The sequence below is a fragment of the Streptomyces sp. NPDC057543 genome (assembly GCF_042801895.1).
Classification (GTDB): Bacteria; Actinomycetota; Actinomycetes; order Streptomycetales; family Streptomycetaceae; genus Streptomyces.
In genome coordinates this window covers 1-23,534 of record NZ_JBHVFF010000005.1, presented here as the reverse complement: position 1 = coordinate 23,534, position 23,534 = coordinate 1, and the positions used below count along the sequence as shown (strand labels likewise).

Sequence of the window (23,534 nt, the reverse complement as noted above, 5' to 3'; positions counted from 1 at the left end):
AGACAGTGCAGTCCGGACCGGTGGCGCACCGGGGAGAGAAGTGAGGAACGGTATGAGCACCATGGGTGACGGAACCCGGGCGGTACGGGCCGGGTTGCCCGAACCGCAGCAGTTCGAGCCGACACTGCCCGGGCCCGCCTTCGCCGCACACTTCCATCTCTCCGGTGAACCGGTCGGCCCGTACACCTACGGCAGGGACACCAATCCGACGTGGACCCACCTGGAGCGCGCCATCGGCGAGCTGGAGGCGCCGGGCGAGCCGGTCGAGACGACCGTCTTCGCCTCCGGAATGGCGGCGGTCTCGGCCGTGCTGCTGTCCCAGGCGCGCACCGGCGACATAGTCGTGCTGCCCGACGACGGATATCAGGCGCTGCCGCTGGTGCGTGAGCAGCTGGAGGCGTACGGCGTCGAGGTGCGGACCGCGCCTACCGGCGGCGATGCCCAGCTGGCGGTCCTCGACGGCGCCAAGCTGCTGTGGATCGAGACCCCGTCCAATCCGGGGCTCGATGTATGCGACGTACGCCGGCTCGTCGGGGCCGCGCACGCGGCCGGCACGCTGGTGGCCGTCGACAACACCCTCGCCACACCGCTCGGCCAGCGCCCGCTGGAACTGGGGGCCGACTTCTCCGTGGCCAGTGACACCAAGGGCATGACCGGGCACGGAGACATCCTGCTCGGCCATGTGACCTGCCGCGATCCTGAGCTGGCGGCGGGGGTACGGCGCTGGCGCAAGGTCGTCGGCGCGATCCCGGGTCCGATGGAGGCCTGGCTCGCGCACCGTTCGCTGGCCACGCTGGAGCTGCGGATCGACCGGCAGTGCGCCACCGCCCTGACCCTGGCCGAGGCACTGGGCAAGCGCCAGGGTGTGACCGGTCTGCGGTATCCCGGGCTGCCCACCGACACTTCGTATCCGAACGCCGTACGGCAGATGCGGCGCTTCGGCTCCGTGGTGTCGTTCGTGCTGCCCGACCGTGAGCGGGCCGAGCGCTTCCTGACCGAGCTGCGTCTGGTCGACGACGCGACAAGCTTCGGCGGCGTGCGCTCCACCGCGGAACGGCGGGCGCGCTGGGGCGGTGACGCCGTACCGGAGGGCTTCATCCGCTTCTCGGTCGGCGCCGAGAGCCCCGACGACCTGGTGGCCGACGTGGAACGGGCACTGGACGCGGCGCTCGGCGAGAGCTGAGCCGGTACCGGCGGTACGGACGGTCCGAGCCTCCCCCCTCGTGGCTCGGACCGTCCTGGTTCCCCAGGTGAAGAACCTCCCGAACAAGGCTAATTGACTCTCCGTCAGTGTCCAATCACGGTAGCGACAGCGACCTATCGACATATTTATAGTTGTACGGGACCGAAGCGTCGCGAGGGCGGGAGGGGACAGGACATGGACCTGGCCCTGCTGCGCACATTCGTCACGGTGCACCGGGCCGGCTCCTTCACCAGGGCCGCCGCCCTGCTCGGCCTCTCCCAGCCCGCGGTCACCTCGCAGATCCGCACCCTGGAGCGACAGCTGGGCCGCCCGCTCTTCCTGCGCCGGGCCCGCGGCGTGACCCCGACGACCATCGGCGACGAACTCGCGCACCGGGCAGCGCCCCATCTGGACGCGCTGATCGAGATCGCCGAGACCGAACTCGACGAGGAGTCGGGCATACGGACCCTGCATCTGGCCGGACCGCCCGAGTTCACGTCGGCGCGCGCCCTGCCGGCACTCACCCCGCTCATCGCCCAGGGTCTGGCGTTGCGCAGTTCGTTCTTCACCGACGCCGAGGAGACACTGGAGGGGCTGGCCGCCGGGCACCATGACCTGGCCATTGCCACGGCCCGGCCGCGCGGTGAGCTGCTCACCGCGACGCCGCTGTGCGACGAGGAGCATGTGCTGATCGCGGCGCCGCGCTGGGCCGGGCGGCTGGGACCCGGGACACTGCGGCACAAAGGGCCCGTGGTGCTGGACCAGCTGCCGGTCGTGGAGGTGCACGAGAGCCTGCCGCTCGTCTCCCGGTACTGGGCCGCCGTGTTCGACAGCCGGCCCGCCGCCGCGGGAACCGTCATCGCACCGGATCTCCGAGCGGTCCTCGAATGCACGGCGGCGGGTGCCGGGCTCGCCGTACTGCCGCGCTATCTGTGCGAGGGGGCGCTGGAACGGGGCGAAGTGGTGGCACTCCTCGACCCTCCCGTGCCTCCGCTGCGCACCTACTTCCTGGCCGTGCGGACCGGCACGCTCGCACTGCCGCACATCGCGCGGGCGCACGAGTGGCTGCTGCGCGCCGCCGCCGACTGGTGAGCGCAGGGCGGTCCGGCACGGGTCAGGTGTTTCAGAACCGGTTCCGTGGGCCACTCTCTTGCCATGACCGAACGTCCCGTGGTCAAGCGCACCGCACGCGCCATCCTGCTCGACGGCAACGACCTCATCCTCATCAAGCGCACCAAGCCCGGGGTGGATCCGTACTGGCTCACGCCGGGCGGCGGGGTCGAGCCCGAGGACGCGACCGTCGTCGACGCCCTGCACCGCGAACTGGACGAGGAGCTCGGCGCCAAGATCATCGATGTGGTTCCCTGCTTCGTCGACACCGTGGAGCACATCGAAGGCGGCGGGGTGAAGGGCGTGAAGGTCCAGCACTTCTTCGTCTGCCGGCTGGAGTCCATGGACCTGTCCCGGCGCCACGGCCCGGAGATCGACGACCCTTGCGGGGAGTACGACGTCGTGCGGGTGCCGTTCAGCCGGATGGGGATCGCCGCGGTTCATCTCGTACCGCTGTCGCTGCGGCACTACCTGGACGGCAACATCGAGGGCGTACGAGCGATGCACGCCCCTGACCTGGGCTGACCTGCTGCCGCTCGTAAGGGCGGGGCCGGTGGGCTGCTGCTCCCCGGGTCAGGCGTGGCCGGTGGCCACCAGTTCCTCGACGGAGTCGTGCCGGATGCGCTCGGCCGGCATGCCGATGCCCCTGAGCACGTCGACACTGCTGCGGATCATGCCGGGCGGGCCGGAAAGATAGGCGTCGTACTCGTGCCACGGCCCGTACGCGCGCACCGCCTCGGGCAGCAGCCCCATCAGACCGCCCGCCGCTCCCGGGCCGATGGAGACCACCGGCCGCACCGCGAGCCAGGGATAGGTCCTCTGGAGCCGCATCATCGTGTCGATGTCGTACAGATCGTGATCACTGCGCGCCCCGTAGAACACCTCCACAGGACGCCGGTCGCCGTGCTCGGCGACATCCTCGACGAGCGCCTTGATGGGCGCGATGCCCGTGCCACCGCCCAGGCAGAGCAGACCACTGTGGGTGGAATGGTCGACCGTCATCGAGCCGGTGGGCGGGCCGAGGCGCAGGATGTCGCCGGGGCGGGCCCGGTGCACCAGCGCGTTGGAGACCCAGCCGGCCGGGACCGCCTTGACGTGGAAGGTGAGCAGTCCGTCCGGGCGGGGCGCCGAGGCGAAGGAGTAGTGCCGCCAGTTCCGGGGCCACCAAGGGGTCTCCATCGCCGCGTACTGGCCCGCGAGGAAGGGGTAGGGCTGGTCGGGACGGACCGTGAGAACCGCTATGTCACGGGTCCTGAGGTCGTGCGAGACGACCTCCGCGTGCCACCAGGCGGGAGCCCGCTGCTCAACCTCGGCCGCCGCATCGATCATGATCTGCGATATCGCGGTGTATGCACGGACCCACGCCGCTTCGGCCTCCCTGTCCCAGGTGACGGTCGCGTAGCGGCTCAGCGCCCCGAGGAGTGCCTCTCCCACTGCGGGATAGTGCGCGGACCGTGTGCCGTACTTGCGGTGGCCCCGGCCCAGTTCACCGAGGTACTCGGCCAGCGCGCGGGGGTCGTCCAGCCGGTCGGCAGCGGTGAGGATCGCGCGGAAGAGGCGATCGCGCTGGACATCCATCGCGACCGGGAACAGGGCACGCAGATCGGGGTGCCGGATGAAGAGCAGGGCGTAGAAGTACGCGGTTGCCTGGTCCGCGACAGGCGCGACCTCGGTCAGGGTGCGGTGGATCAAGGTCGCGTCGGGAGATCTGCCCGTTCCGTCTTCGGTCCACCCGCCGGCCGGAGCATCCATGCTGTGCCTCGCCTCGAACGTCTTCTGGTCGCCTTACGCACCCACGCGGCCCGCTGCCCATGCCTGCGGGCACAATCGCGTTCTGCTTGCGGTCATCGGCCGTCGCCCGACCGCGGTCTCTCGCCCCAGCATGCCTTGCCCGGGACACAGACCGACCACCCACTCCGGGACGGCGGCAGAGGGGAAGATGAAGCAAGGCACCCCCGCTGCGCGCCGTTCTCCCGCATGGGTGGCGGTGGCGCTTCCGGTACTCACCGTCGTACCGGGCCAGTTCCAGGGGCCTCTCGGTCTCGTGTTCAGGACCGTCGGGATCACCGTGCTGTGCGGGTCCCGACACTGGACGCAGGACCAGAAACGGATCGGCGTGACTCTTACTGCCCTTGTGCCCTCGGCGATTGCCTTGACCTTCACGGGATCGTTCCCAACGGTCCGCCCACGTATCTGGAGTGGCTGGTGCTCGTGTCCGTGGCGGTCTCGACACTCGGGGGCGCGGACCGCCTCTGGAAGGTACGCGAAGACCGGAGCCCCGGCGAGCAGGCCGAGCCCGGTGCGGCACGGTCATGCCCGGCGGTACCGGCCGCGCGCCAGTGGGGACGCACGATCGTGAAATCCACTGAGACGGCCCGGTCCAGGGCCTCATCGGCCTCGGGCGGCCTGGGCACCGTGTTTCACGTGAAACCACTCACAGCGTTTTGAAGCGACGCCACGAAGCCGGAGCGGGTAAAGGAGTGGACGAGCGATCACCGCGTCGGACAGCCTGACCTTCATGACCGTCCCGCAGTCCCGTCCGCTCGCCGCATTGGCTGTCCGCCGTCTCAGCCAGGGCGACCTGGTCGCCTGCGCCGACCTCTGTGAGAACCGGGGCTGGCCACGCGATGAGCACCGATGGGGCCTGCTCCTCTCCGCAGGAACCGGCTACGGCCTGGACGATCCTGGCGGCGAGGGCCTGATGGCCGCTTGCGTGGTGACCTCCTACGGACCGCGGCTGGCTGCCATCGGCATGCTGCTCGTCGCCGAGCGGTACGCGCGGCAAGGAGTGGCCCGGCAACTGATGCGCCATGTGATCGACGAGGCCGCGGACACGCCTCTCAGCCTGTACGCGACGCCTGCGGGACAGCCTCTCTACGAACAGCTCGGGTTCTCGGTCGTGGGCCGCGTCGAGCGGGTCACCGGGTTCTTCCGGCCGACCGGCGACACGGCGTGCGCCGCGGTCGTACGCCCGGCCACGGCCATGGACCTGCAAGCCATCGTCCGGTTGGACTTGGACGTCTTCGGTACCGACCGGACACATGTGCTCGCCCGGCTGCCCGCGTATGCCGACCACATCCGGATCGCGGAGGACGGCGGAAAGCTCGTCGGTTACGCGGCGATCTGGCCGAGCGACCGTACGCACGTGGTCGGCCCGCTGGTTGCGCCCGACACGGCCACGGCTCGGGCCCTCGTCACCTCGCTCGCCGAGGCGACGGATCTGCCGTTGCGCGCGGACATCGACACGCGCCATGCGGACCTGCTCACCTGGTTCGAGGAGTGCGGTCTGCGGGCAGGCTCCGGAACCACGGTGATGACGTACGGGGCTTCGGACCTGCCGGGCGACTGGACCCGTCGCTACGCTCCGCTGACCGTGGCGACGGGCTGACCCACTCGGCTCGGCGAACCGGCGGCGCTGCGGGCCGCCGCAATGAGCGCTTCCGCGTCCGGGAACGTCAGCGGGCGTCGGAGACAGTGAGGGCGCTCACGGGGTGACTACATGGTGCGGCGCGATGGGTGCCTTGCGGGTGCGAGAGCGGTCAGTGGTGGGCCGCGGGTGCCGCGGGCGGCCGATGGTGAGGGCGAGGAGCGCGAGGGGCATGGGTGCCACCTTCCGCAGGATTGCGCCTGCGTGTTACAAGCGCTCACACTAATTGCAGGCACAACTATTAATTGCAAGCGCAGGCTATTGCGAGGGTCGCCTATCCTGGACACAAGCAGCTCCGAGACGGAGGAGAGACCCCATGACAGCGACAGACCCCGCACTGACCGCCCTGTCCCAGAGCTGGTGCGCGCTCTCCTTGCTCCACGGGAAGATCGAGGCTCGTGTCGAGCGCGCTCTGCAGAGCGGACACGGGCTCAGCGTGCGGGAGTACTCCCTGCTCGACGTCCTGAGCAGGCAGCACATCGGCCCCGGTGGCCATCTCCAGATGAAGCAGGTCGCGGACGCCGTCGTTCTCAGCCAGAGCGCCACCACCCGCCTGGTCACCCGGCTCGAGGACCGCGGACTGATGACCCGGTATCTCTGCGACACCGATCGCCGCGGCATCTACACCGACGTCACCGAGGCCGGCCTCGCCCTGCTCGCAGAGGCCCGCTCGACCAATGACACCGCGCTGCGCGCCGCACTCGACGAAGCCGCCAGGAACCCCGAGCTGGCCCCGCTCGTCCGGGCGGTCGAAGAGCTCAAGGCCCCCGTACCGGTCGCATGAGTCGCCGCGCAACCGTAACCGGCCCTGTCCCCGCACAGGCCGGGGAAATCGCCGCGCCATGCTCATGGGCTGCGTAGTGTGCCGATCATGAGCGATCTGGAAATACGCCCCGCGGCCCGCACCGACATTCCCGCGATCGTGGCCATGCTCGCCGACGATCCACTCGGTGCGCAGCGTGAGTCACCGGACGACCTCGCCCCGTACCGCGCCGCGTTCCAGCGGCTGGCGGACGACCCGAACCAGCACCTGGTGGTCGCCGTGCGCGGGGACCACGTCGTCGGAACTCTGCAGCTGACCGTGATCCCCGGACTCTCCCGGCGCGGCTCGACCCGCTCGGTCATCGAGGGCGTCCGCGTCCACGCCGCCGAACGCGGCAGTGGTCTCGGCACCCGGCTGATCGAATGGGCCGTGGACGAATCCCGGCGCCTGCACTGCCAGTTGGTCCAGTTGACATCCGATGCGACCCGGACCGATGCTCACCGCTTCTACGAGCGCCTCGGCTTCACCGCCAGCCACGTGGGCTTCAAGCTCGCGCTGTGACCGCGGCCGGAATCCGGGAGGGTGTCCGTGCACCACATCAGTGACGAACAGCGCAGGATCAGGCTCGGACGACGGCACCGCCTGGCCCCGTCGGCTCGGACCGCGTCCCCGGTGTCCGTGGCGGACTCGGTCGTCGCTCTGCACGCCACCGACGCCGCCACCGTCTTCCTGTCCACCTGCGCCCGGATGTCCGAGGCCGGCATCGCCGCAGTGGAGCGGGCTCTCTACGAGGACGTCTCGCTGGTCCGGCAGCTCTCCATGCGCAACACCCTCTTCGTCGTGTCGCAGGAACTCGCCCCCTTCGTCTACGCGTCGACCGCCCGGGCAGTGGCCGCCAAGGAACGCCGCACCTTCCTCAAGCACCTGGCGGACGACGGCCATGGGCTGGACGAACGCTGGCTCGCCGACGCCGAACAGCAGAGTCTTGCCGCCGTTGCCGCCGGCGGCCCCGTCACCGGCAGCGAACCCGGTCCGCAAGGCACTGGCCGCCGTCGGAGCCGAGGAAGTCCGGCTCGACGACGGCGCCCCGGGATGGGTCCTGCCGGACGACCTGGAACCGGAACCGGCCATGGAACCCTGGGCCGCGCTGCTTCCGGCGCTCGACCCCAGCGCGATGGGCTGGGCGGATCGAGGATTCCACCTCCCTGCCGGGCACCGGAAGGCACTGTTCGACCGGTCCGGCAATATCGGCCCGACCGTGTGGTGGGACGGCGAGATCGTGGGCGGCTGGGCGCAGCGAACCGATGGCGAGCCGGTCTGGCGGCTGCTGTCCGACATCGGCCGGGATGCCGCTGCCGCGATCGAGGCGGAAGCATTCAGGCTGACGCAGTGGGTGGGCCGAGCACGGATCACTCCACGGTTCCGCACCCCATTGGAACGGGAGTTGACGGCGTGAACCGCCCGGCCCTGCCGTTTCACGTGAAACGGCAGGGCCGGCCGTGCGGTGCGCAGGCAACGCGGCGTTCTCAAGTGACGTGGCTGTCAGGCTCCGAGGCCTCGCCAGCCGCCTTCGTCCACACCACCGGGAATGGCCGCAACGGGGTCGTACGGCTCCCGCGTGAAAACGAACGAACCCAGATCGAGATGGTTCACGCTGCCGTCGCCGTTTCGGACGACGCGCAGTGTCTCCCCCGCGTAATAGCCGTTGAGACCGACCCAAGTGCCGTCGGGCCGTGCGGTGAAATGGGCACCTCGGCCATTGCCTCGCAAGGGCTGAAGATCCAGCCCACCGTCCGAGGTCAGTCGCAGGACGTTCGCGCGCGTGCCCCAGTACCAGGGGCCGGTCAGCGCGAGAAGCTCCGCGTCCGCCTCGGGCAGAGGGCGCCACGGTTCCGGAATGCGGGGCTCGGCATCGGCGACGATCTTCACGAGGTCTGCGGCCACATCCCCGATCATCGGCCCGGACGTGGTGTTGGTGAGGACGACGGCCGTCACATCGTCCTCGACGCTGAACCACAACGCGGCCAGGAAGCCGGGCAGCGAGCCCGTGTGCCCGAAGAGCGTGCGGCCGTCCCGCCGCACGAGCTGAAGACCCAGGCCGTAGAGCGACTCCCAGTCGCCGGACTCGGTCGGCGCCGACGGTTCACGCATCTGCTCCACGGACGCGCTACGGAGCACCCGGTCATCTCCCCCGGCAAGGAAGGCCGCGAAGCGGAGAAGGTCGCCGGTGGTGGACCAGAGCTGACCGGCCGGGGCCATCAGCCCGAGATCCTCGGTCGGTTCAGGCAGCATGACATCGGCCCAGGGATGCACGGCCCAGCCACCTGCGTGCGGCGCCTGCGGCTGGGGGCTCGTGCGGTGCATGCCGAGCGGTTCCAGGATCTCGCGTCGCAGCACGTCCGCCCAGCTCGCCCCGCGCACCTTCTCGACCACCGCGCCCAGCAGGGTGTATCCGGGGTTCGAGTAGTGGTGACGGCGCCCCGGGGCGTGCATCCTCGTCTGCTCACCGAGTACGTCGGCGAGCTCGGGCCGCAGCGCACCCGGGGTCCTCTCCCACCAGGGGGCAGGCGACTCGGCGCCCAGTCCCGCGCTGTGGCTCAGGAGCTGGTGAACAGTGACTCCACCGACGCCCGTGCCGGGCAGATGCTTCTCCAGCGGGTCGTCCAGGTCCAGAAGTCCCTCGTCGCGCAGCCGTAGGACCAGCACCGCGGTGAACGTCTTGGTGATCGAGCCGATCCTGAACTGTGTGTCGGCGTCGGGGGCGTGGCCGTCCACGCAACTGCGGGAGCCACTCCAGACGGTCTGCCCCTGCCTCTGCACCGCGGCGACGAGCGAGGGCGCACGGCCTTCCGACTGCGCGGTGGCGATGCGGTGCAGCAGAGCGCGCTGTGTACCGGGGAGCAACTGTTCAGAGGGAGAAGTCATGTTCAACAACTACCCGCAGAACCCGAGCTGTGGCGAACGCATTTCACAGCACCTGAACCATGCCCGCCACCGCCGCCGTCGCAGCCCGACCGCCTGGTCAGCGCGTCCGGCTGTAGGCCCTGACCAGAGTGCCGTTGTCGAAGACGCGAACCGAGTCCAGCGCGAACACGGAGGGCGCGAAATCCGAGCCGAACATCGGCATGCCCGAACCGTAGACGATCGGGTATGTCTTGATCACCAGCTCGTCGATCTCGTCGATCAGCTCTCCGGCAAGCTGGGAGCCGCCGCAGAGCCAGATTCCGAGCTCGCTGTCCTCCGCCTTGAGTTCCCGGACCCTTGCGACCACGTCGTCGGAGACGAGCTCGACGTTCGGGTCGGGTGACTCCTTGAGGGTCCGCGATGCCACGAGTTCGCGAAGTTGGGCGTACGGGCTGGTGATGTTGATGTCCAGAGCCAGTTGGTAGCTGGCCCGCCCCTGGATCACGGTGTCGAACTGCTGGTTCTCAACGTCATGAAAACCGAGCAACTTGCGACCCTCGGTCGCCACCGTCTCCGGGTATTGCGTTTTCAGAAACTCCAGGAACTCTTCGTTCACGAACTGATGCATGGACGACGCGTCACCGCTCGGGTCTCCGATGAAACCGTCGATGGAGCAGGCGATGAAGTAGGTCAGCTTGCGCACAGGATCCCCGTTCCGTCGCGGCGTGTCCGAGCCGCAACCACTTCAACTAGAGTGCTTCATGTGTAGTGGTTGTGCAATCCTTTTCCGCGAAAGAACCGAAGAGAAAATGAGGGAGGCCTCCGTATGGCCAGGAACCCCGAGCGCAGGACAGCGCTCGTCGATGCAGCCATCGAAGTGCTGGCGGACGAGGGTGCGCGGGGGCTCACGTTCCGCGCCGTCGATGCACGCGCCGGTGTCCCGGTGGGCACCTCGTCCAACTACTTCGCCAACCGCGACGACCTGTTCATGCAGGCGGCCGCCCGTATCACCGTCCGGATGACCCCCGATCCGGCCAAGGTAGAGCAGGCCATGCGCCCGGCGCCCTCGCGTGCGCTGGTCGCCGACCTGATGCGATGGCTGGTGCAGCGCATGGACGACGACCGCACGGGCTACCTCGCCATGCTGGAACTCCGCCTGGAGGCAACCCGCCGGCCGGCGCTCCGCGACCGCCTGACGCAGACCGTCCGCGCCAACGTCGACGAGAGCGCCCGGTTCCACCGGGCGGCGGGCCTGCCAGGCGACGCGGACGCCTTCCTGGTCCTGTACCTGGCCATGACGGGCCTCCTGCTGGAGCACTTCACCCTGCCCGCTGTCCTCACCGGCCCCGAGAGCGGTTACCGGGCCGAAGCCACCGTGAACCGGCTGGTGGAGCTGGTGGTCACGCGCGTCATCCCGCCGTCCTGAGCCGCCCCGGCCCAGTGGTCCGAAACCGAAGAGGCTCCACGGCACGAGGCATCCGGCGCCCCGAGAAGTCGCGGTTCGGCAAGGCAGTCAGCCCCGGCGCTGGCCCTTCGGATCCTGTTCGAGGTGCGCCTCGGCAGGGAGGCTGGTCGGGTAGGTTCTCAAGTCCTCGAGCGGCCTGGTTCGCATCGGTGTCGATGTGCTCCGCCAGAACCAGAGCCTTCCACAGTGCCCACCCACGGACCCCCACCCACGCTGTTCAGCCGACGGTGAAGACCGGCCCGATCAGGCTCGACAATCACTACGGTTCAGTCTCATGACAACGGTCACGACGCGTACGGTCGAATACCTGGCCGACGGCCTGACGATGATCGGGCATCTCGCGCTCCCCGCCGGTGTCGACCGCCGGCCCGCAGTCCTGATCGGGCCCGAGGGGCCGGGCCTGAACGACTTCCAGCGCAGCCGGGCCGACGCCCTCGCCGAACTGGGGTACGTGGCGCTGGCCTTCGATCTCCACGGCGGGCGCTGGTTCACCGACCCACAGGAGATGCTGGCGCGCGTGACCCCCCTGCTCGCCGCCCCCGACCGGATGCGGCGTATTGGCCACGCGGCACTCGATGTGCTGCGCGCCGAACCGCGGACCGACCCCGACCGGATCGCCGCTATCGGCTACGGCACCGGGGGCGCAATCGTGCTGGAACTCGGGCGCGACGGCGTCAACCTGCGCGCGATCGGGACGGTCAACGCACTAACCACGGGCCGACCGGGCGAGGCGGCGCGCATCCGTTGCCCCGTGTGGGCCGGGGTCGGATCGGAGGACCCGATCATGCCCGCTGAGCAACGGGACGCCTTCGCCGCAGAGATGCAGGCCGCGGGCGTCGACTGGCGCCTCGTGGTCTACGGCGGAGCCCTGCACGCCTTCCACCACCCGCCGGTCGACCAGACCCTGCTCCCCGGCGTCGGCCACCACCCGCAGCACGCGCAGCGAGCCTGGCGCGACATCATCGACCTGCTCGCCGAGTGCCTGCCCGTAACGGAGTGAGCCAGAGCGTCAGGACTGCCATCGTCATGACACGACAGCGGAGAAAAGGGCTGTAGGGTCTCGTCGCCGATGACATGTCGATCTTCTGTGACCTGCTGGTTCTCTGTTGTCTCACCGCGATGGCACCCAAGATCAGTCTCAGATCGATGCCATTTCCTCGGCGGAACGACGAGTCTGCGGCTGAGCCACCGAGCACGAGGACTACATGTGAGCTCAGATCGCGCACCGATGAGTTTCCCGCGCCGCGCCGGTCTGTACGCGTGAGACCGACTCACGGAAGGCTGGCGCCATGCGGAAACTGATCTACGGCATGAACCTGACCCTGGACGGCCACATCGCCGCGCCCGGCGACGACATCGGCTGGAGCGTGCCGAGCGACGAGCTGTTCCAGTTTTGGTCCGACCAGTTGCAGGCGACCGACCTGACGCTGTACGGGCGCAAGCTGTGGCAGACGATGAGCTCCTACTGGCCGACCGGCGAGCAGCAGCCCAATGCCACCCCGGCGGAGATCGAGTTCGCGCGCCGCTGGCGGGACATGTCGAAGGTGGTGTTCTCCTCGACGATCGACAAGGTCGACTGGAACACCCGCCTGGTCACCGGCGACGCGGTCGCCGAGATCACCCGGCTCAAGGCCGAGGACGGCGGCCCGATGGACATCGGCGGCGCGACGCTCGCCGGGGCGGCCATGAGGGCCGGGCTGATTGACGAGTACGTGCTGGCCACCGCGCCGGTCCTGGTGGGCGGCGGCACGCCGTTCTTCACCGCGCTGGACAACTGGGTGAACCTGAACCTGGTGGAGACGCGGACGTTTCCCGGCGGCGTGGTCCTGACCAGGTACGAGACGAGGCGCTGAGCAACTTCCCGCTGTCTCACGGCTTGGATGGGTGTTTCCTCTCACCGTCGTGGCATTTCCTCAGCCGGGATCGTCTGGGCGGCTGCGGCGACGCGTTTCCCGAATCGGGTCAGCTTCATGGCCCTGCCGCGCTCTGCCCGCTCGAAGAGGGGCTGTCCGAGGTCCTCTTCGAGACGGTTGATCTGGGTCACCAGAGCGGACTGGCGGATTTCGAGGTCTCGGGCTGCTTCGGTGAGCGTGGGGTAGGACCGGGCGGCCAGGAACCGTGAGAGCCGCTGCCGTGCGAATGAACCGGTGAGGGCTTTGCGAAGGACTGCGGGAAGTGACTCGGCTTCGTCGGCGGTGCGGAGGGCGGTGTGGTGGCTGGCTCCGCCCCGTGGCCGGAGGGGGATGTTGTGGGTGTGGGCCCAGCGGGCCACGTTCGCGGTGCTCATGCCGGTTTCGCGGGCAAGGTCCGGCAGGGTTCGGCGGCGGTGGACGTACTGCTCGATGAGCCAGTCCCGATCGACACTGCCGCGACGCTTGTAGTCCTGAGGGCCCTCGCGGAGCGGGATGCCGTACTCCTTGGCGAGGTCGGTCAGCACTCTGCGGGAGAAACCGGTGAGGGTGGCGATCCGCTGGAGGGATCGATGTTCGTCGCGGTAGAGCTGCGTGAAGCGCTCTGCCGTGATGGCTTGCCGGGCTTGCTGCCGGATGCGGCCGGCGGCTCTGGCGGTGTTCTGCGTCAGCGGGGTGCGGGGGCTGGGTGCTCGTCGAGGACATGCCGGATGGCATCGACGGTCGTGCCCAGGATCTGTGCTGCGTGCTGAACGGGGTGGTGGCGTTCTCGGACGATCTGGTGCAGGTGGGGCAGGTCGATGTGCGCCGGGTCGGGTCCGGGAAGGGACAGTCCGGCCAGCAGAGCGGTGGGAGGCTGCCAGGTCACCGGCTCGTCGTGGATGTGGTGCGACGCCAGGAAGCTGAGAGCTTAAAAGAGTGAACGCGCCGACCTGCTCGTCTCACGTCCACTTCATAAGTGCAGTCGATATGCAGTCAGACGTGAGACTCTGCAGCGAAATCTGAGACCTTACAAGGGCCGCGCTCAGGTCTGTGCCATGTCCACGAAGCGTGAGTAGTGGCCCTGGAAGGCCACGGTGATCGTCGCCGTCGGGCCATTACGGTGCTTGGCCACGATCAGGTCGGCCTCGCCGGCGCGGGGGGACTCCTTCTCGTAGGCGTCCTCGCGGTGCAGCAGGATCACCATGTCGGCGTCCTGCTCGATGGATCCGGACTCACGCAGGTCGGAGACCATGGGCTTCTTGTCCGTGCGCTGCTCGGGGCCACGGTTCAGCTGGGAGAGCGCGATGACCGGGAGCTGCAGTTCCTTGGCGAGCAGCTTGAGGTTTCGGGACATGTCCGAGACCTCCTGCTGGCGACTCTCGGCGCGCTTCGAGCCGCCGGACTGCATCAGCTGCAGATAGTCGATGACCACGAGCTTGAGGTCGTTGCGCTGCTTGAGGCGACGGCACTTCGCCCGGATCTCCATCATGGAGAGGTTCGGGGAGTCGTCGATGTAGAGGGGGGCGGCCGAGACGTCCGGCATCCGGCGGGCCAGCCGCGTCCAGTCCTCGTCGGTCATGGTGCCGGAACGCATGTGGTGCAGCGCCACCCGCGCCTCGGCCGAGAGCAGTCGCATCGCGATCTCGTTGCGTCCCATTTCGAGGGAGAAGATCACGCTGGGCAGGTTGCTCTTGATCGAACAGGCCCGTGCGAAGTCCAGCGCCAGCGTGGACTTACCCATGGCCGGGCGGGCCGCGATGACGACCATCTGGCCCGGGTGCAGGCCGTTCGTCAGGGCGTCGAGGTCGGTGAAGCCGGTCGGTACCCCGGTCATCTCGCCGCTGCGCGAACCGATCGCCTCGATCTCGTCGAGAGCGCCCTCCATGATGTCGCCGAGCGGCAGGTAGTCCTCACTGGTGCGCTGCTCGGTGACGGCATAGATCTCGGCCTGCGCGGAGTTCACGATGTCGTCGACATCGCCGTCGGCCGCGTATCCCATCTGCGTGATCTTCGTCCCGGCTTCGACGAGCCGCCTCAGGACGGCACGTTCGTGGACGATCTCCGCGTAGTACGAGGCATTGGCCGCGGTCGGCACGGACTGGACGAGGGTGTGCAGATACGGAGCCCCGCCCACCTTGGTGATCTCACCGCGCTTGACCAGCTCTGCGGCCACCGTGATCGGGTCGGCCGGCTCGCCCTTGGCGTAGAGGTCCAGGATCGCCTGGTAGACGGTCTCGTGGGCGGGGCGGTAGAAGTCATGCCCCTTGATGATCTCCACAACATCGGCGATGGCGTCCTTGGACAGCAGCATGCCGCCCAGGACCGACTGTTCGGCATCGAGGTCCTGGGGCGGGACCCGCTCGAAACCGGGGGAGCCGCCCTCCCATCCGCCGCTCTCCCTGCCGCGTTCGTGCTGTTCTGCGCGGTCCCCGCGTTCACTGCGGCGCTGGCGGGTGACGGGCAGACGGTCGCTGGGACCGGTGTCGGCCCAGGGGTCGTCCAAAGGCTCGGGAATGCTCACCGGGCCGCCTCCTCCCGTCCGCTCCGCGGACCTCGCCGTGCCACTCTTTCTTACGGCACAGCACCGACAAACAAGACGCCCGACTCCGGTTCTGGCACGTCAAGTTCTGCGGGGTTCCAGGGCCGGAACGGGGTGCGGGCGCCGGACCACGGTAGGCCGCTCAGCACCGTCAGCCAATCTGGTTATCCACAGGGCATGTGGACGACTGACCAGATGCTGTGGAGAACTCCGCAGAACCTGTGCACGGAGCGGGGGACAGCGCTGTGGACAAACTCATAGCACCCTCACCAACGGGGCCCTGACCTGGGCTTTCTCCATCCACGGGCTGTGGGGGAGAAAAACTTTCCGAGTCAGCACAAGATCACGACAAACAGCGCACGAGAGAACGCCGACCGTGAGTAAATGTAAGGGCTGCATAGCCATTGCATCCATTACCTGTGGAAGATTAGATTGACGCCCATGATCCAGGCCCCGGCAACCCCTCCGCCCAGCCGTCGACGGCACGACCGCGAGATCATCTCGCTTGCCGTCCCTGCCTTCGGCGCACTCGTCGCCGAGCCGCTCTTCGTGATGGTCGACAGTGCCATCGTCGGCCATCTCGGCACACCGCAGCTGGCCGGTCTGGCCGTCGCCGCCGCCCTGCTGACCACCGCCGTCAGCGTCTTTGTCTTTCTCGCGTACGCCACCACCGCGGCAGTGGCCCGACGGGTCGGCGCGGGCGATCTGGCCTCCGCGATCCGCCAGGGCATGGACGGCATCTGGCTTGCCCTCCTGCTCGGCATCGTCGTCATCGCACTCGCGCTCCCCGCAGCCCCCTGGCTCGTGGACATCTTCGGCGCCTCCGACACCGCGGCCCCCTACGCCACCACGTACCTCAGGATCTCCAGCCTCGGCATACCGGCCATGCTCATCGTGATGGCCGCGACCGGCGTACTCCGCGGCCTGCAGGACACCAGGACCCCGCTCTATGTCGCCGTCGGAGGCTTCGCGGCCAACGGAGCCCTGAACGCGGGACTCGTCTACGGCGCCGGCCTCGGCATCGCCGGGTCGGCCTGGGGCACCGTCATCGCACAGGTCTCCATGGCCGCCGCCTACCTGATCGTGGTGATACGAGGGGCGCGCCGGCACGGCGCCTCGCTTCGTCCCGACGCCGCAGGCATCAGGGCCAGCGCCCAGGCGGGCGTTCCGCTGCTGGTCCGTACGCTGTCACTCCGCGCCGTCCTGATGATCGCCACGGCCGTCGCCGCCCGACTCGGCGACACCGAGATCGCCGCGCACCAGATCATCCTCTCGCTCTGGAGCCTGATGGCCTTCGCGCTCGACGCGATCGCCATCGCGGGGCAGGCCATCATCGGTCGCTATCTGGGAGCCGATGACGCCAAGGGGGCACGCGAGGCATGCCGCCGCATGGTGCAGTGGGGCTTCGCTTCCGGGGTGGTGTTCGGCGCACTGATCGTCCTTGCCCGGCCTCTGTTCGTCCCCCTGTTCACCGGCGACCAATCCGTACAGGACACGCTGCTCCCGGCATTGCTGGTGGTGGCGCTGTCCCAGCCGATCGCGGGCGTGGTCTTCGTCCTGGACGGAGTACTGATGGGTGCCGGAGACGGGCGGTATCTGGCCTGGGCCATGCTCGTCACGCTGGCGGTCTTCGCCCCGGTCGCTCTACTGGTGCCGGCATTCGGCGGCGGCCTGACCGCGCTGTGGTGGGCGATGGCCTTGATGATGACCGTCCGCATGGCCACACTCCGGCTGCGCACCCGGTCGGGCCGGTGGATCGTCACCGGCGCCACCCGCTGAGCTACCGGGTGATGCCCCGTTTCACGTGAAACAACGAAGGGCCGTACCCAGCGGGGTACGGCCCTTCACCTGCTCTGGTGAGCTATGCCCTTAGGCAGCAACGACCTCGATGCCGAGCTGAGCAGCGACCTCGGGGTGCAGACGCACGGACACCTGGTGTCCGCCGAGCGTCTTGATCGGCGAGCCGAGCTCGACGCGACGCTTGTCGACGTCGGGGCCACCGGCAGCCTTGATCGCCGAGGCGATGTCGGCCGGGGTCACGGAGCCGAAGAGACGGCCGGCGTCGCCGGAGCGAACGGCCAGACGGACCTTCACGGCCTCGAGCTTGGTCTTGATCTCGTTGGCCTGCTCGATCGTGGCGATCTCGTGGATCTTGCGGGCGCGGCGGATCTGCGCCACGTCCTTCTCGCCACCCTTGGTCCAGCGGATGGCAAAGCCACGCGGAACCAGGTAGTTACGGGCGTACCCGTCCTTGACGTCGACGACGTCGCCCGCAGCACCGAGGCCGGAGACCTCGTGGGTGAGGATGATCTTCATGATTCGGTCACCCTTCCCTTATCGCGCGGTGGACGTGTAGGGCAGCAGCGCCATCTCACGGCTGTTCTTGACTGCCGTGGCGACGTCACGCTGGTGCTGCGTGCAGTTGCCGGTCACGCGGCGGGCACGGATCTTGCCGCGGTCGGAAATGAACTTCCGCAGCATGTTCGTGTCCTTGTAGTCCACGTACTGGGTCTTGTCCTTGCAGAACGCGCAGACCTTCTTCTTAGGCTTGCGCACAGGCGGCTTCGCCATGGTGTTTCTCCTGTGTGATCAAGAAGTGGGGGTACGAGCTGCCCTAGAAGGGAGGCTCGTCCGAGTAGCCGCCGCCGGAGCCGCCGGAGCTTCCGCCCCAACCGCCTCCACCTTGCTGGCCCCCGCCCTGCTGACCGCCGGACGGCGCGCTCGTGGCCCACGGGTCGTCGGCGGGAGCGCCGCCGCCACCCTGCTGGCCACCGCCACCGGGACCGCCGCCCCAGTTGCCGCCGCCCTGCTGGCCACCGCCGTATCCACCCTGGCCGCCCTGACCACCGCGACCGGTGGTCTTGGTGACCTTGGCCGTGGCGTTCTTGAGGCTGGGGCCGACTTCCTCGACATCCAGCTCGTAGACCGTGCGCTTGACGCCCTCGCGGTCCTCGTACGACCGCTGCTTCAGCCGGCCCTGCACGACAACGCGCATGCCTCGCTGAAGCGACTCGGCGACGTTCTCCGCCGCCTGCCGCCAGACCGAGCAGGTGAGGAACAGGCCTTCGCCGTCCTTCCACTCATTGGTCTGCCGGTCGAAGATGCGGGGAGTGGACGCGACACGGAACTTCGCGACCGCCGCACCGGACGGGGTGAAGCGCAGCTCGGGGTCGTCGACGAGATTGCCGACGACCGTGATGACGGTCTCGCCTGCCATGGGTGAACCTCTCGGCGGGGATTGCTTCTGGCTGCTTGCTGCTACTCGAACCCGATGACCGCTGAGCTAGACGCTCAGTGGATCTCGGGACGGAGGACCTTGGTCCGGAGGACCGACTCGTTCAGGTTCATCTGGCGGTCGAGCTCCTTGACGACCGCAGGCTCGGCCTGCAGGTCGATGACCGAGTAGATGCCCTCGGGCTTCTTCTTGATCTCGTAAGCGAGACGACGACGGCCCCAGGTGTCGACCTTCTCAACCTTTCCGTTGCCCTCACGGACGACGGAGAGGAAGTTCTCGATCAGCGGGGAGACAGCGCGCTCCTCGAGATCGGGGTCGAGGATGACCATCACCTCGTAGTGACGCATGTGGAACCCACCTCCTTTGGACTCAGCGGCCACGGTCGTTCCGTGGCAGGAGGGTCGTGATGCGTTAAGCATCGATGTCTCCAAGTAAAACAGCCGCCGCTGACAACGCCCTCCATCGAGAAGGGGCTGGCATTGCTGGCCTGGGCAGACACCGGTGCAGACCGTACAGAGTACCCGCACACCGGCTTCCGGTTGAAATCCGGTGCCCAAGAGACGCAATCTGGACACATCGGGTGTGAGTGGCGCCACATCGCGCCACCTTCCGGCCAGGAGGTCTCCATGGCACAGGTCATGCGTTCCCGTCCCCGGGTTTCTCTTCTCGCCACGGACGGCAGGCCCCATCCGCTCCAGGCAACCCTGGTGGCGGTGACGCTCGTCCTCGGGGCGCTCGCCTTCGTGACGGCGATGTTCCACAACCTGCATCTGGTCAGTTCGTGGGCCGGACTCGTCGGAATCCTGACGGGTGCGTACGGGCAGTACATCTCGGTGACCACGCGGGAGCGGTTCCCCCTGATCATCGGCATGGGCGCGTCCGCCATCGGGTTCTTCCTGGGCATGGCCCACGGCGGCCTCTTCGGCGGCGTGGTGGGCTGATCCGAGACGGCCACAACCGGATACAGCCGGTTACGCGAGGCCCGGCGCCCGGAAGGGACGGGCCTCGCAGGTCCGTCCGCTCCTGTCCGGGACGGACCGGCAAGGCCCCATAGGGCCAGACGGGGCGCTCCCCGGTCACAGTAGGCTTCGGCGCGAGAGCCGGAGCCCCTGACCGATGGGGACACACCTGCCGAGGAGCGCCCCGCATGAGCCTGACCCTGAGGACCATCAGCCGAGAGCAGCATCTGGCATACATCCAGAATCTGCCCGCGGCGAGTCACATGCAGGTCCCGGCATGGGCGGACGTGAAGGCCGAGTGGCGCTCGGAGAGCCTGGGCTGGTTCGACAAGAACGGACAACTCGTCGGCGCCGGCCTGGTGCTCTACCGGCAGTTGCCCAAGATCAAGCGCTATCTGGCCTACCTGCCCGAGGGCCCGGTCATCAACTGGTACGCCCCGAACCTGAGCGACTGGCTGCAGCCGATGCTGGCGCACCTCAAGCAGCAGGGTGCCTTCTCCGTGAAGATGGGCCCGCCGGTCGTCATCCGTCGCTGGGACGCGGCCGCCATCAAGTCGGGCATCCAGGACCCGGACGTGAAGCGGCTGCGCGACGTCGAGGCCACCCACATCGAGCCGCGGGCCTTCGAAGTCGCGGACCGGCTGCGGAAGATGGGCTGGCAGCAGGGCGAGGACGGCGGCGCCGGTTTCGGTGACGTACAGCCCCGCTACGTCTTCCAGGTGCCGCTGGCGAACCGGTCGCTCGAAGACGTCCACAAGGGCTTCAACCAGCTGTGGCGACGCAATATCAAGAAGGCCGAGAAGGCCGGCGTCGAGGTCGTCCAGGGCAGCTACGCGGAGCTCGCCGAGTGGCAGCGGCTGTACGAGATCACGGCGGAACGCGACCACTTCCGGCCGCGTCCGCTGGGCTACTTCCAGCGCATGTGGACGGCCCTCAACAACGAGGACCCCAACCGGATGCGGCTGTACTTCGCCCGGCACGAGGGCGAGAACGTCGCGGCCGCGACCATGCTGATCGTCGGTGGGCACGTCTGGTATTCGTACGGCGCGTCCGCCAACCACAAGCGCGAGGTCCGGCCCTCGAACGCGATGCAGTGGCGGATGCTGCGCGACGCGTACGCCATGGGGGCCACCGTCTACGACCTGCGCGGCATCTCCGACTCACTCGACGAGACCGATCACCTTTTCGGCCTGATCCAGTTCAAGGTCGGCACCGGCGGGCAGGCGGCCGAGTACCTCGGCGAGTGGGACTTCCCGCTCAACAAGCTGCTGCACAAGGCGCTCGACATCTACATGTCGCGTCGCTGATACGCGTCGTCCCACTGACGAAACCGGCTTCATTGGTTTCAATGGGGACTTCGACTCCGTACACCTCCCACACACCGCAGCCACCAGAAGGGTTCCGGACCGGCCATGGCGCTCTCCCTCTACGTCGACACCGCGCGCTGGCGGGCGCACCAGAAATCCATCCTCGACCAGTTCCCCGGCCTCGTCCCGGTCTGCAAGGGCAACGGATACGGCTTCGGTCACGAGCGCCTCGCCGACGAGGCCATCCGCTTCGGCTCCGACATGCTCGCCGTCGGCACCACCTATGAGGCGGCCCGCATCAAGGACTGGTTCAGCGGCGATCTGCTGGTCCTCACCCCGTTCCGCCGGGGCGAGGAGCCGGTGCCGCTGCCCGACCGGGTCATCCGGTCCGTCTCCTCCGTGGACGGCGTGCACGCCCTGGTGGGCGCGCGGGTCGTCATCGAGTGCATGAGCTCGATGAAGCGCCACGGGGTCAAGGAGGAGGAGCTGGGGCAGCTGCACGCCGCCATCGAGGACGTCCGCCTCGAAGGCTTCGCCCTCCATCTGCCGCTGGACCGTACGGACGGCTCGGACGCGGTCGAAGAGGTCATCGGCTGGATGGACCGGCTGCGCGCGGCACGACTGCCGCTTCACACCATGTTCGTCAGCCATCTGCGCGCCGAGGAGTTGGGCCGGCTCCAGCAGCAGTTCCCGCAGACCCGTTTCCGCGCCCGCATCGGTACCCGGCTGTGGCTCGGCGACCACGAGGCGACGGAGTACCGGGGCGCCGTTCTGGACGTCACACGCGTCGTCAAGGGCGACCGTTTCGGTTACCGCCAGCAGAAGGCCGCCTCGGACGGCTGGCTGGTGGTCGTCGCGGGCGGGACGTCGCACGGTGTGGGCCTGGAGGCCCCGAAGGCCTTGCACGGCGTGATGCCGCGCGCCAAGGGCGTCGCCCGCGCGGGCCTGGCCACCGTCAACCGCAACCTGTCCCCGTTCGTCTGGGCGGGCAAGCAGCGCTGGTTCGCCGAACCGCCGCACATGCAGGTGTCGATCCTGTTCGTCCCCTCGGACGCGCAGGAACCGAAGGTGGGCGACGAGCTGGTGGCCCATCTGCGCCACACGACCACCCAGTTCGACCGCCTCGTCGACCGCTAGGGCCGCTCGTTCGGATCATGCCGGGGCGCTGTCCGGGAATCCGGAGAGCGCCCCGCCTCAGTCCGCGACCGGACTGTGCGCCTCGCCCCATTCCACTCGCGGCCCCTCCACGGCGGGCACGGCATGGCGCGGCGGATGCGCCGCCCGCCGCAGCACGAACACGTCCTGGGCGCCGTCGAGCACCCCGCCGGACGGATCGTCCGACCCGTCGCGTCGCACGACGTCCCGCTCCGGCATGAGGATGTCGCGTACGACGACGGCGCAGAGGTACAGCGTGCCCAGCAGATGCAGGATGATCGCCAGCTGGTACCCCTCCGTGGGGAGCCCTTGGTGCTTGTCCCCGCTCGTCGTGTACGCGAGGTACATCCAGATGCCCAGGAAGTACATGACCTCGCACGCCTGCCAGATCAGGAAGTCGCGCCAGCGCGGCCTGGCGAGGGCGGCGAGGGGGATCAGCCACAGCACGTACTGCGGCGAGTAGACCTTGTTGACGAGGATGAACGCGGCGACGACGAGAAAGGCGAGCTGTGCGAAGCGCGGCCTGCGCGGCGCCATCAGCGTCAGCGCGCCGATGGCCGCGCACAGCACGAGCATCAGCAGGATCGACAGGTCATTGACGGTCGAGACCTCGATCGTGATGCCGGTGCGCTGGGTGATGATCAGCCAGAAGGAGCCGAAGTCGATGCCCCGTTCCTCACTGAACGCGTAGAACTTGTTCCACCCCTCGGGCGCGAAGGCCATCACAGGCAGGTTCACCACCAGCCAGGACGCCGCCGTCCCGAGCGCCGCCAAGCCGAGCTCCCGCCATTTGCCCGCCCGCCAGCACAGCACGAAGACCGGCCCCAGCAGCAGCACGGGATAGAGCTTGGCAGCCGTGGCAAGCCCGATGAGGATGCCGAACACCACTGCCCGTCCCCGGGCCCACATGAGCACCGCCGCGGCCGTCAGCGCGACGGCCAGCAGGTCCCAGTTGATCGTCGCGGTGAGCGCGAAGGCCGGCGCCAGGGCGACGAGCAGCGCGTCCCAGGGGCGGCGCCGGTGCGTACGGGCAACACAGACTGCGATGATCACGGCGCAGATCATCAGCATGCCCGCGTTGACCATCCAGTACATCTGCTCACGGTGCTGAATGGATCCGCCCGGCGTCAGCCAGGACGCGATCTGCATGAACACGCCGGTCAGAACGGGGTACTCCAGGTACTGCATGTCGCCGGCCAGCCGGTCGAAGTACGGTACGAGGCCCTCGGAGAAGCCACGTGCCACATAGAGATGCGGAATGTCCGAGTAGCAGGCGTGCGTGTACTGCGAGCCGGCGCCCCTGAACCACGCCCAGTTGTAGCAGGGCAGCTTCTGCACCATGCCCAGCGCGAACATCCCGAGGGCCACCAGCGCGATGACGCCCACGGGAGTGAGTGCCGTGCTGCCGAGCCGTGTCCAGCGCCCCGACCGCCCGCCGATCAGCTCGCTGCCGGCCTCGGCGATCTCGTCCTGGTGCGTGGGCCGTACGACGGGCCGTTCCTCGTGCACACTCATCTCTTCTGCGCTTGGCATGCCGCTCATCCTGCCGTACGGGACTGTGGGAACGACGAGGGCCGCCGCACCGTGTGGTGCGG

General features: G+C 68.5%; 24 protein-coding genes and 1 pseudogene. 15 read left to right on the top strand and 10 right to left on the bottom strand.

The genetic code is table 11. The features are described from left to right. Positions 1–52 precede the first annotated feature (52 nt). From ACFU8Q_RS01910 to ACFU8Q_RS01900, 3 genes are all read left to right on the top strand, one after another. Positions 53–1,183, top strand: coding sequence for a cystathionine gamma-lyase (locus ACFU8Q_RS01910; protein ID WP_384446717.1), 1,131 nt, complete (start codon positions 53–55; stop codon positions 1,181–1,183). A 195-nt stretch (positions 1,184–1,378) separates the two neighbouring features. Beyond that, positions 1,379–2,275: a LysR family transcriptional regulator gene (locus ACFU8Q_RS01905; protein WP_384446715.1), complete on the top strand. Its 897-nt coding sequence runs from the start codon at positions 1,379–1,381 to the stop codon at positions 2,273–2,275. A 63-nt stretch (positions 2,276–2,338) separates the two neighbouring features. Beyond that, a complete protein-coding gene (locus tag ACFU8Q_RS01900; protein WP_384446713.1) occupies positions 2,339–2,818 on the top strand; it encodes an NUDIX domain-containing protein in 480 nt (159 codons plus the stop codon). Positions 2,819–2,866: 48 nt separating this feature from the next. Here the strand turns inward: ACFU8Q_RS01900 and ACFU8Q_RS01895 are convergent, their stop codons facing one another. Beyond that, on the bottom strand, positions 2,867–4,045 hold the full coding sequence (locus ACFU8Q_RS01895; RefSeq protein ID WP_384446711.1) for a globin domain-containing protein: 1,179 nt from the start codon (positions 4,043–4,045) through the stop codon (positions 2,867–2,869). A gap of 766 nt (positions 4,046–4,811) precedes the next feature. On the opposite strand from ACFU8Q_RS01895, the gene ACFU8Q_RS01890 reads away from it, so the two are divergent. The 4 genes and pseudogenes from ACFU8Q_RS01890 (at position 4,812) to ACFU8Q_RS01875 (ending at position 7,939) form a co-directional block, all read left to right on the top strand. Further along, the gene (locus ACFU8Q_RS01890; RefSeq protein WP_384446709.1) at positions 4,812–5,681 is read left to right on the top strand and encodes a GNAT family N-acetyltransferase; all 870 of its coding nucleotides are present in this window, start codon (positions 4,812–4,814) and stop codon (positions 5,679–5,681) included. A 355-nt stretch (positions 5,682–6,036) separates the two neighbouring features. After that, positions 6,037–6,504, top strand: a complete 468-nt coding sequence (locus ACFU8Q_RS01885; RefSeq protein ID WP_384446707.1) for a MarR family winged helix-turn-helix transcriptional regulator — start codon at positions 6,037–6,039, stop codon at positions 6,502–6,504. Positions 6,505–6,591: 87 nt separating this feature from the next. Next, positions 6,592–7,044: a GNAT family N-acetyltransferase gene (locus ACFU8Q_RS01880; RefSeq protein WP_384446705.1), complete on the top strand. Its 453-nt coding sequence runs from the start codon at positions 6,592–6,594 to the stop codon at positions 7,042–7,044. 27 nt (positions 7,045–7,071) lie between these two features. Continuing rightward, positions 7,072–7,939: pseudogene (locus tag ACFU8Q_RS01875) on the top strand (DNA glycosylase AlkZ-like family protein). 86 nt (positions 7,940–8,025) lie between these two features. Here the strand turns inward: ACFU8Q_RS01875 and ACFU8Q_RS01870 are convergent. Both ACFU8Q_RS01870 and ACFU8Q_RS01865 read right to left on the bottom strand, forming a co-directional pair. Continuing rightward, positions 8,026–9,408 carry a serine hydrolase domain-containing protein gene (locus ACFU8Q_RS01870; protein WP_384446703.1) on the bottom strand — a complete coding sequence of 461 codons (1,383 nt, stop codon included), beginning with the start codon at positions 9,406–9,408 and terminating at the stop codon, positions 8,026–8,028. A gap of 97 nt (positions 9,409–9,505) precedes the next feature. Beyond that, a complete protein-coding gene (locus tag ACFU8Q_RS01865; protein WP_384446701.1) occupies positions 9,506–10,090 on the bottom strand; it encodes a dihydrofolate reductase family protein in 585 nt (194 codons plus the stop codon). Between the two features lie 123 nt (positions 10,091–10,213). On the opposite strand from ACFU8Q_RS01865, the gene ACFU8Q_RS01860 reads away from it, so the two are divergent. From ACFU8Q_RS01860 to ACFU8Q_RS01850, 3 genes are all read left to right on the top strand, one after another. Further along, entirely contained in the window at positions 10,214–10,813 is a 600-nt protein-coding gene (locus ACFU8Q_RS01860) for a TetR/AcrR family transcriptional regulator (RefSeq protein ID WP_384446699.1), read from the top strand. 313 nt (positions 10,814–11,126) lie between these two features. Beyond that, positions 11,127–11,852 carry a dienelactone hydrolase family protein gene (locus ACFU8Q_RS01855; protein ID WP_384446697.1) on the top strand — a complete coding sequence of 242 codons (726 nt, stop codon included), beginning with the start codon at positions 11,127–11,129 and terminating at the stop codon, positions 11,850–11,852. Positions 11,853–12,141: 289 nt separating this feature from the next. Continuing rightward, positions 12,142–12,705, top strand: coding sequence for a dihydrofolate reductase family protein (locus ACFU8Q_RS01850; protein WP_384446696.1), 564 nt, complete (start codon positions 12,142–12,144; stop codon positions 12,703–12,705). Positions 12,706–12,746: 41 nt separating this feature from the next. On the opposite strand, the gene ACFU8Q_RS01845 is transcribed toward ACFU8Q_RS01850, so the two are convergent. Then, positions 12,747–13,289, bottom strand: coding sequence for a LysR family transcriptional regulator (locus tag ACFU8Q_RS01845; RefSeq protein ID WP_384446694.1), 543 nt, complete (start codon positions 13,287–13,289; stop codon positions 12,747–12,749). A gap of 161 nt (positions 13,290–13,450) precedes the next feature. Here ACFU8Q_RS01845 and ACFU8Q_RS01840 point away from each other — a divergent pair, with 161 nt between their 5' ends. Next, a complete protein-coding gene (locus ACFU8Q_RS01840; protein WP_384446692.1) occupies positions 13,451–13,684 on the top strand; it encodes a hypothetical protein in 234 nt (77 codons plus the stop codon). A gap of 102 nt (positions 13,685–13,786) precedes the next feature. Here ACFU8Q_RS01840 and dnaB read toward each other — a convergent pair whose 3' ends face one another. Then, entirely contained in the window at positions 13,787–15,247 is a 1,461-nt protein-coding gene (gene dnaB, locus ACFU8Q_RS01835) for a replicative DNA helicase (protein WP_384446795.1), read from the bottom strand. A 477-nt stretch (positions 15,248–15,724) separates the two neighbouring features. On the opposite strand from dnaB, the gene ACFU8Q_RS01830 reads away from it, so the two are divergent. Next, a complete protein-coding gene (locus tag ACFU8Q_RS01830) occupies positions 15,725–17,062 on the top strand; it encodes an MATE family efflux transporter (protein ID WP_384446690.1) in 1,338 nt (445 codons plus the stop codon). A 90-nt stretch (positions 17,063–17,152) separates the two neighbouring features. Here the strand turns inward: ACFU8Q_RS01830 and rplI are convergent, their stop codons facing one another. The 4 genes from rplI to rpsF all read right to left on the bottom strand — a co-directional run bounded on the left by rplI (position 17,153) and on the right by rpsF (position 18,865). After that, on the bottom strand, positions 17,153–17,599 hold the full coding sequence (rplI, locus tag ACFU8Q_RS01825) for a 50S ribosomal protein L9 (protein ID WP_266747338.1): 447 nt from the start codon (positions 17,597–17,599) through the stop codon (positions 17,153–17,155). 18 nt (positions 17,600–17,617) lie between these two features. Continuing rightward, positions 17,618–17,854, bottom strand: a complete 237-nt coding sequence (gene rpsR, locus ACFU8Q_RS01820; RefSeq protein ID WP_003967857.1) for a 30S ribosomal protein S18 — start codon at positions 17,852–17,854, stop codon at positions 17,618–17,620. A gap of 43 nt (positions 17,855–17,897) precedes the next feature. Further along, the gene (locus ACFU8Q_RS01815) at positions 17,898–18,500 is read right to left on the bottom strand and encodes a single-stranded DNA-binding protein (RefSeq protein ID WP_384446688.1); all 603 of its coding nucleotides are present in this window, start codon (positions 18,498–18,500) and stop codon (positions 17,898–17,900) included. A 74-nt stretch (positions 18,501–18,574) separates the two neighbouring features. Next, positions 18,575–18,865 carry a 30S ribosomal protein S6 gene (gene rpsF / locus ACFU8Q_RS01810; protein ID WP_015609864.1) on the bottom strand — a complete coding sequence of 97 codons (291 nt, stop codon included), beginning with the start codon at positions 18,863–18,865 and terminating at the stop codon, positions 18,575–18,577. A 279-nt stretch (positions 18,866–19,144) separates the two neighbouring features. On the opposite strand from rpsF, the gene ACFU8Q_RS01805 reads away from it, so the two are divergent. From ACFU8Q_RS01805 to ACFU8Q_RS01795, 3 genes are all read left to right on the top strand, one after another. Beyond that, the gene (locus ACFU8Q_RS01805) at positions 19,145–19,459 is read left to right on the top strand and encodes a hypothetical protein (protein WP_384446686.1); all 315 of its coding nucleotides are present in this window, start codon (positions 19,145–19,147) and stop codon (positions 19,457–19,459) included. Between the two features lie 206 nt (positions 19,460–19,665). Further along, positions 19,666–20,784: a lipid II:glycine glycyltransferase FemX gene (locus tag ACFU8Q_RS01800; protein ID WP_384446684.1), complete on the top strand. Its 1,119-nt coding sequence runs from the start codon at positions 19,666–19,668 to the stop codon at positions 20,782–20,784. Positions 20,785–20,889: 105 nt separating this feature from the next. Further along, complete coding sequence (locus tag ACFU8Q_RS01795) at positions 20,890–21,921, top strand: alanine racemase (RefSeq protein ID WP_384446682.1); 1,032 nt, start codon at positions 20,890–20,892, stop codon at positions 21,919–21,921. Between the two features lie 57 nt (positions 21,922–21,978). Here ACFU8Q_RS01795 and ACFU8Q_RS01790 read toward each other — a convergent pair whose 3' ends face one another. Continuing rightward, positions 21,979–23,472 (bottom strand): glycosyltransferase family 87 protein, encoded by a 1,494-nt coding sequence (locus tag ACFU8Q_RS01790; RefSeq protein ID WP_384446680.1) that lies wholly within the window; start codon positions 23,470–23,472, stop codon positions 21,979–21,981. Between the last annotated feature and the right edge of the window lie 62 nt (positions 23,473–23,534).